This is a genomic window from Thermogemmatispora sp., from assembly GCF_019683755.1.
Classification (GTDB): domain Bacteria; phylum Chloroflexota; class Ktedonobacteria; order Ktedonobacterales; family Ktedonobacteraceae; genus Thermogemmatispora.
Map to the genome: position 1 here is coordinate 1 of NZ_JADGHT010000273.1, position 6462 is coordinate 6462.

General features: G+C 59.1%; 6 protein-coding genes. 5 read left to right on the forward strand and 1 reads right to left on the reverse strand.

The features are described from left to right. Positions 1-22: 22 nt before the first annotated feature. The 5 genes from mazG to IRZ24_RS15335 all read left to right on the forward strand — a co-directional run bounded on the left by mazG (position 23) and on the right by IRZ24_RS15335 (position 6001). Positions 23-1561, forward strand: a complete 1539-nt coding sequence (gene mazG / locus IRZ24_RS15315) for a nucleoside triphosphate pyrophosphohydrolase (protein WP_297165773.1) — start codon at positions 23-25, stop codon at positions 1559-1561. A gap of 27 nt (positions 1562-1588) precedes the next feature. Then, positions 1589-2071 (forward strand): hypothetical protein, encoded by a 483-nt coding sequence (locus tag IRZ24_RS15320; RefSeq protein WP_297165776.1) that lies wholly within the window; start codon positions 1589-1591, stop codon positions 2069-2071. Positions 2072-2089: 18 nt separating this feature from the next. Beyond that, on the forward strand, positions 2090-3850 hold the full coding sequence (gene polX, locus IRZ24_RS15325; protein ID WP_297165779.1) for a DNA polymerase/3'-5' exonuclease PolX: 1761 nt from the start codon (positions 2090-2092) through the stop codon (positions 3848-3850). Positions 3851-3865: 15 nt separating this feature from the next. After that, on the forward strand, positions 3866-4522 hold the full coding sequence (locus IRZ24_RS15330; protein WP_297165782.1) for a 50S ribosomal protein L25: 657 nt from the start codon (positions 3866-3868) through the stop codon (positions 4520-4522). A gap of 240 nt (positions 4523-4762) precedes the next feature. Continuing rightward, positions 4763-6001 (forward strand): glycosyltransferase, encoded by a 1239-nt coding sequence (locus IRZ24_RS15335; protein ID WP_297165785.1) that lies wholly within the window; start codon positions 4763-4765, stop codon positions 5999-6001. Here IRZ24_RS15335 and IRZ24_RS15340 read toward each other — a convergent pair. Next, a complete protein-coding gene (locus IRZ24_RS15340) occupies positions 5998-6252 on the reverse strand; it encodes a hypothetical protein (protein WP_297165788.1) in 255 nt (84 codons plus the stop codon). The genes IRZ24_RS15335 and IRZ24_RS15340 overlap by 4 nt on opposite strands. Positions 6253-6462 lie beyond the last annotated feature (210 nt).

Sequence of the window (6462 nt, forward strand, 5' to 3'; positions counted from 1 at the left end):
CTGCAGAGAGGACAGAAAAAGTATGTTGGAGCCGCAGATTACTATTCTGGGGTTGGGACCGGGACCATGGGAACTACTGACGCGCGAGGCCTACGAGGTACTGACTGAGGCTGTCGAGCGCGAGCAGCCCATTTACTTCCGAACTCTGATTCATCCCATTATTGAGCCGTTGCGGCGGGCTTTCCCGGGCCTGGCATTGCAATCGTTCGATACGCTCTACGATGCCGCCCAGGACTGGGAGACCCTCTATCAACAGATGGCGGAGACCATTTGTGCAGCGGCTATGGCTAGGAGAGGAACGGTAGTCTACGCCGTGCCTGGTCATCCGCTGGTAGGAGACACCAGCGTACAGCTCTTGCTTCGCTTTGCCAGAGAGCGTGGTCTAGGTCTGCGTCTGGTGGCTGGCCTCTCCTTCATCGAACCAGTCTGCACAGCTTTAGAGCTAGATCCCCTGGAGGCGGGCCTCCAGATCATCGATGCCATTTCCCTGGCGGCCCTACGCAGCGACGAAGTCGCTGGCAAGGTCATACCGACCACGCCTCTCCTGATCCCTCATCTCTATAATCGTCGCCTGGCCAGCGCCGTCAAGCTGGCCCTTGGCGAATGCTATCCTGACGAGTGGCAGGTGACGCTGGTTCGTCTCAGCAACCTGCCTCAAGAGACGGCCCGGCTGCAGCGTCTGGCCCTCTATGAGCTTGATCGCCAGTCTCTGACGGACCATCTGACGACACTCTATGTGCCGCCGGTGGACGCCCTGACGGCCCTGCGCCTTCCCGAAACGCTGCGCTACATTACCATGCGCCTGCGGCGTGACCCCGACGGCTGTCCCTGGGACCGTGAGCAGACCCATCAAACGCTTGTCCCCTTTGTACTGGAAGAAACGTACGAAGTAGTGGAGGCGCTGGAAGAAAACGACATGGGCAAGCTGGCCGAGGAGCTTGGCGATCTCCTGCTTCAGGTCTATCTCCACGCTGAAATTGCCCGTCAGGAAGGGCACTTTAGCATAGGTGATGTCTTTGAGCATATCAATGCCAAGCTTATTCGGCGCCATCCCCATGTCTTCGGCGACGTGAAAGTCAGCAACGCAGGGCAGGTAGTCCAGAACTGGGAAGCTATCAAGCTGGCCGAGCGTCAGGCTGCTGGTCAGCCTGTTCAGGAAGAGAGCCTGCTTGATCACGTGCCACTGGCTTCACCGGCCCTAACCGTGGCTCAAGAATATCAGAAGCGCGCGGCCAAAGTGGGTTTCACCTACGCCGATATGGATGGAGTTCTGAATAAATTGGCCGAAGAGCTGCGCGAGCTAGCCCAGGCTCGTAACCACGAAGAGCGCCAGGAAGAGATGGGCGACCTGCTCTTCATGGTGGTGCGGGCCGCCAACGAACTGAATATTGATGCTGAGGCCGCTCTGCGGCAGGCTAACCGCAAATTCCGCCGTCGCTTTCGCGTCATGGAAGAGCTAGCCCGTAGCGAAGGGCGCCCTCTGCAAGAGCGCAGCCGCGAAGAACTGCGCGCTCTCTGGCGCCGCGCCAAAGAGCTGGTTGACGCTGCATCAGGGGCCTAATACAGCCACTGCCAAGTTACCAGCGCCATGAGACAGGAATTGCTTACCTGGTTTGCGCGCGAAGGGCTACTACTACAGAGTGTGACAGCTAATCCAGAGGATCCTGAGCACGACGAGATCAAGGTGACCGTGCGAGCCCCCATTGTGGCCCTGGGGCGAGGCCGCGAAGACTTTCGTGAATGCCCTGATCCGGTGCGTTTTGGCTATCCAGAGTCCTGTTTAGAGCTGATGACCCTGGAAGACCTGCACTGGTTCATTCTGCGCTGGTTCGAAGGGGCGGTAGCCGCCGGGCGAGCGCGCTGTTTCGTCTGTAACAAAGTGCTGGACAACGGGCCAGAGCAGCCCTGGGATGCCGTCTTTGTCAGCGCCGACTGGCACTGTTGGCTAGTTGTGCACTTCGACTGTAAACGGTATCTGGGGCGCGACCTCAAAGGGCGTAATCCCTTCGAGGTCGAGCTACGCGAACCGGAGTTATTTGACCTGCGCCTCACCGAGCGCGAAGATCAGTAGAGAGGGGAGGCAGCCTCGATGGATAAACAACAGGTGGCCCAGGCTCTGGAAGAGGTGGCTACCCTACTCAATCTAAAGAAAGACGCCAGCCCCTTTGAGGCTCGGGCCTACGAGAACGCCGCACGCACCATCAGCGCACTGGATGAGGACATCGAGCGGCTGGTGAGAGAGGGACGGCTCAAGGGCATTCCAGGCCTCGGGCCGACCATTACCCGGCGCATCGAGGAGCTGGTTACCACGGGACATTTGACCTTCCTGGAGGAGCTGCGTGCGGCCACGCCGCCCATCAAGCTCGAGCTGCTGCGCATTCAGGGCCTCGGCCCGCGGCGCATCAACACCATTGTCGATCAATTGCATATCTCCAGCCTTGAAGAGCTAGAGCGAGCCTGCAAAGAGGACCGCGTTGCCGCCCTGCCTGGCTTTGGCAAGAAGACCCAGGAGAAGATCCTTCAGGGGCTGGCCTTCCTGGCCGAGCACGGTCATCGCTACCTTTATCCCGTCGCTGAAGCCGAAGGGCTGCGCATGCGCGATGCCCTGGCCTCTCTGCCCGAGATCAGACGCGTGCAGGTAGCGGGCAGCCTCCGCCGGCGGCGTGAGACCGTCAAAGACATCGATATCGTTGCGAGCGTCTCCGATAGCGCCGACAGCGCCACTCGTCAGCGCGTCATGAACTTCTTCACCAGTCAGCCCGGCATACGGCAGATCGTGAGCAAGGGAGAAACACGCTCCAGCGTCATTCTGGCGAGTGGCATCCAGATGGACCTGCGCCTTGTCACCGAGCGCCAATTTCCCTATGCGCTCCATCACTTCACCGGTGCCAAGGAGCACCATATTCCGCTGCGACGGCGGGCCCTCAGCATGAACATGACCATCAATGAGTATGGTCTCTTCAAGGGCAAAGAGCCTGATCTGGAGCTAGTACCCTGTAAAGACGAGGTTGAGTTTTACGCCGCGCTTGGCCTGGCTTACATCGAACCTGAGCTACGCGAGGACATGGGTGAGATCGAGGCCGCGGAGCGAGGCACACTGCCCACGCTCGTCGAAGAGCGTGACCTGCGTGGGGTCCTGCACGTCCATTCTACCTGGAGCGATGGCAAAAATACTATTCGTGAGCTGGCTGAGGCCTGCATTCAGCGTGGTCTCAGTTATCTGGGCATTACCGATCATAGCCAGAGTGTCGGCTATGCCAATGGCCTCAGCATCGAGAACCTACAGCGCCAGTGGGAAGAGATCGACCGCCTCAATGCCGAATTCGCCGGTCGCCTGGTGATCCTAAAAGGGACCGAATGTGATATCCTCAAAGATGGCTCGCTCGACTATCCCGATGAGGTTCTGGCGCGCTTTGACTTCGTCATTGCCTCCATTCATAGCCATTTTACGCTCTCGCCGCAAGAGCAGACTGAGCGTATGCTGCGCGCCATTGCCAACCCGTATGTGACCATCATCGGGCATCCGACAGGGCGTCTCTTGCTTGAACGCCCGGGCTATACTCTGGATATAGAAGCGGTGATCGAGGCCGCTGCGCGGCATGGTGTCTTTATTGAGATCAACGCCAGTCCGCAGCGCCTTGATCTCGACTGGCGCTATGTGCGCAAGGCGCGTGATCGAGGCATTCTGATCCCGATCGATCCCGACGCTCATGCCATTGCGGGTCTAGACGATATGCACTATGGCATCGGCATTGCTCGCAAGGGCTGGCTTTCCGCTGCCGATGTGCTCAATACACGCCCGCTTTCCGAGCTACGAGCCCTCTTGCAACGCAGGAAAGCATCACGCTAAAGGAGGTATCCTGTTATGGCACCGATGGCAGAACTGGAGGTTCAGCGCCGCCAGATCCTTGGCAAGGCGACCCGGAGGCTGCGTCGCCAGGGGATTATACCCGCCAATATCTTCGGCCACAAGGAGCCCCCATTGGCCATTCAGCTGGAGGCGGCGGCTTTCGAGCGCTTCCGCCGTCAGCATAAGGCTGCCAGCCTGGTTACCCTGCGTATTCCGGGCGACTCCTTTGCGGAAACGGCGCTTGTACACAGCATCCAGCGCGATCCCTGCACGGGCAAGATTCTCCATGTTGATTTCTTCCGCGTAAGTCAAGAGGAAGAGGTTGAGGTAAAGGTGCCGCTGCACCTGGTGGGAGAGGCGCCTGCGGTCAAAGAGAGTGGCGGCACGTTGTTGCGTCTCTTGGATGCGCTTGAAGTGGCCTGCCGTGCAACGGAGATTCCCGAGGCGATCGAAGTCGATGTCTCGCCGCTGGTTGAGGTGGAGCAGATCATCCATGCCGGCGAGATTAAGCTGCCGCCCAATGTACGTCTCTTGACCGATCCGCATGAGCCAGTAGTAAAGGCGGAGCCGCCTGCCGTCGAGGTCGAGGAGGCTGCTGAGGCTGCCCCTGCGGCTCAGCCTGCGGCTCCTGCTCAGTCGCAGCCCGGCGAAAGTGCCTCCAAAGAAAGCTAAGACCCAGACATCTGCAGCAGGCGGGAGTAGGGCCTCCCCTGGGGGTGTTGGCGTTTCTGCCTGTCTGCCTTTAAGGCCACCGGGCAGTACAGGGCTACAGGTTGGGGTATGGCTGGCAAGATCAGCCGGTTGTGGCCTGGCTGGCTTCCGCCTGCTGTGCCAGGCCGCTTTACTGGCCTGATCAGCGATGGTGTCGAGCTATGGCAGACAGATCATCTTGCTAAGAAGTGAGCGATAGACATGCGTATTATGATTGTCACCGATCAGTATCCGCCGATGGTGGGGGGAGTACCTGTCGTCACCCATGATCTGGCCGTTGGCCTGGCCGCACGTGGCCATCAGGTCTGGGTAGTTGCTCCTTGCCAGGGGGCGCGCGACGTCCACCGCATCGAAGAAGGGGTACATGTCTATCGCTTTACCTCTTTCGAATGGCCGACCTATCCTGATATGCGCATTCCCTTCCTGCCGATCCTACCCATTCGGCGCCTGCTTAAGCAGAGCAACCCTGACGTTATCCATATCCACTCGCCGATCGTTTTAGGAAACATTGCCCAGTTGTTGGCGGGAGGGCTACGCAAGCCGGTCATCGCAACCAATCATTATCTACCCATCAACATCAGCCGTACTCTGGCCAGTGATCAGCGCTTCAGCAGGCATTTCGATACGCTCAGCTATAGTTATCTGGTCCACTTCTACAATCGCTGCGAGTACGTGACTACCCCGACCCATACGGCTCTACGGCTCCTCTATGAGCATGGGCTACGCGCGCCAGCAGGGGTCATCTCCAATGGGGTCGATCTCAAGAAATTTGCGCCGGGGCCGCCTGATGAGGAAGTACGTCAGCGCTATCGTCTGCCAGTCGATCGCCCGCTGATCCTGCATGTCAATCGTCTCAGCGAAGAAAAGCGGGTGAATGTCTTATTAGATGCCGTGGCGAAGCTGAAAAAGCCAGCCTACATTGTGCTGGCGGGAACGGGACCGGCAGAGGCCGAGCTGCGTGAGCAGGCGCGCCGCCTGCATATCGAGGAGCACGTTGCCTTTCTTGGCTTTGTTGCCGATCGTGATCTCTTGGCCATTCGGCGGATGGCCGACCTTTTCGTTATCCCTTCAGAAGCCGACCTGCAAAGTCTGGCCACGATGGAGGCGATGGCCTGCGGCTTAGCGGTCATTGCGGCCAATGCCTACGCACTGCCGGAGCTAGTGCATCATGGGGAGAACGGCCTCTTATTTGAGCCTGGCAATAGCGAAGAGCTGGCACGTGCCATTGATTACCTGCTAGAGCGCCCTGAGCTGCGTCGGCATATGGGTAGCAAGAGCCTTGAGATTATTGCACAACACGACCGTGAGCGCGTCCTTGATCAGTGGGAGGCGCTCTATCAACGCCTAGCCTCGGAGTTCGCACTAGCACGTCAACTCCGAGAACAAGCCCGACGGGCCTTGCGGCTCAGACGCCCGCCGCTACCTTCCGAGCGTGGCTAATGATGATCACCTCGCTCGCGACCCCGGCGGGTGCGTCGTGGGTCAATCCAGGAGCGGTGGAGCAGACGCGCAAGACCGCGCTCGAGGTCCCAGCGGATCTGAACCGCCTGATAGCGCAGCCAGCCAATGACAAGCTCCTGCCAGCTTGGGCGAGGTGGCGGGGGCAGTACGTGACGGCGCTCATCCACTCGAACAAAGACCGGGGCTAGCATCAACGATCGCGGGCGCTTCTTGTACGTTCGCTCTTCCATGCGATCTATGGCTCCTTGGTGTTCCCCTCCAGCAAGTATGCGACAAAAAAGGCCCAAACGAAGCACAGTAGCGTCTGCGGGTAAGTTTGGTATAGTTGTGGCGACACTAAGAGACTCTGAGGAAGAGTATAGTGTCTGGAAGAGGATTTGTCCAGGGTAGAGCCAGGGGCATAAACGCCTTTGGCCAGGCGGACTGATGGGTACTGGGGG

What these genes read in the sequence shown, in the direction of transcription:
- mazG (WP_297165773.1), top strand. Translation starts at nt 23, where the DNA reads ATGTTGGAGCCGCAGATTACTATTCTGGGGTTGGGACCGGGACCATGG.
- IRZ24_RS15320 (WP_297165776.1), top strand. Translation starts at nt 1,589, where the DNA reads ATGAGACAGGAATTGCTTACCTGGTTTGCGCGCGAAGGGCTACTACTA.
- polX (WP_297165779.1), top strand. Translation starts at nt 2,090, where the DNA reads ATGGATAAACAACAGGTGGCCCAGGCTCTGGAAGAGGTGGCTACCCTA.
- IRZ24_RS15330 (WP_297165782.1), top strand. Translation starts at nt 3,866, where the DNA reads ATGGCACCGATGGCAGAACTGGAGGTTCAGCGCCGCCAGATCCTTGGC.
- IRZ24_RS15335 (WP_297165785.1), top strand. Translation starts at nt 4,763, where the DNA reads ATGCGTATTATGATTGTCACCGATCAGTATCCGCCGATGGTGGGGGGA.
- IRZ24_RS15340 (WP_297165788.1), bottom strand. Translation starts at nt 6,252, where the DNA reads ATGGAAGAGCGAACGTACAAGAAGCGCCCGCGATCGTTGATGCTAGCC.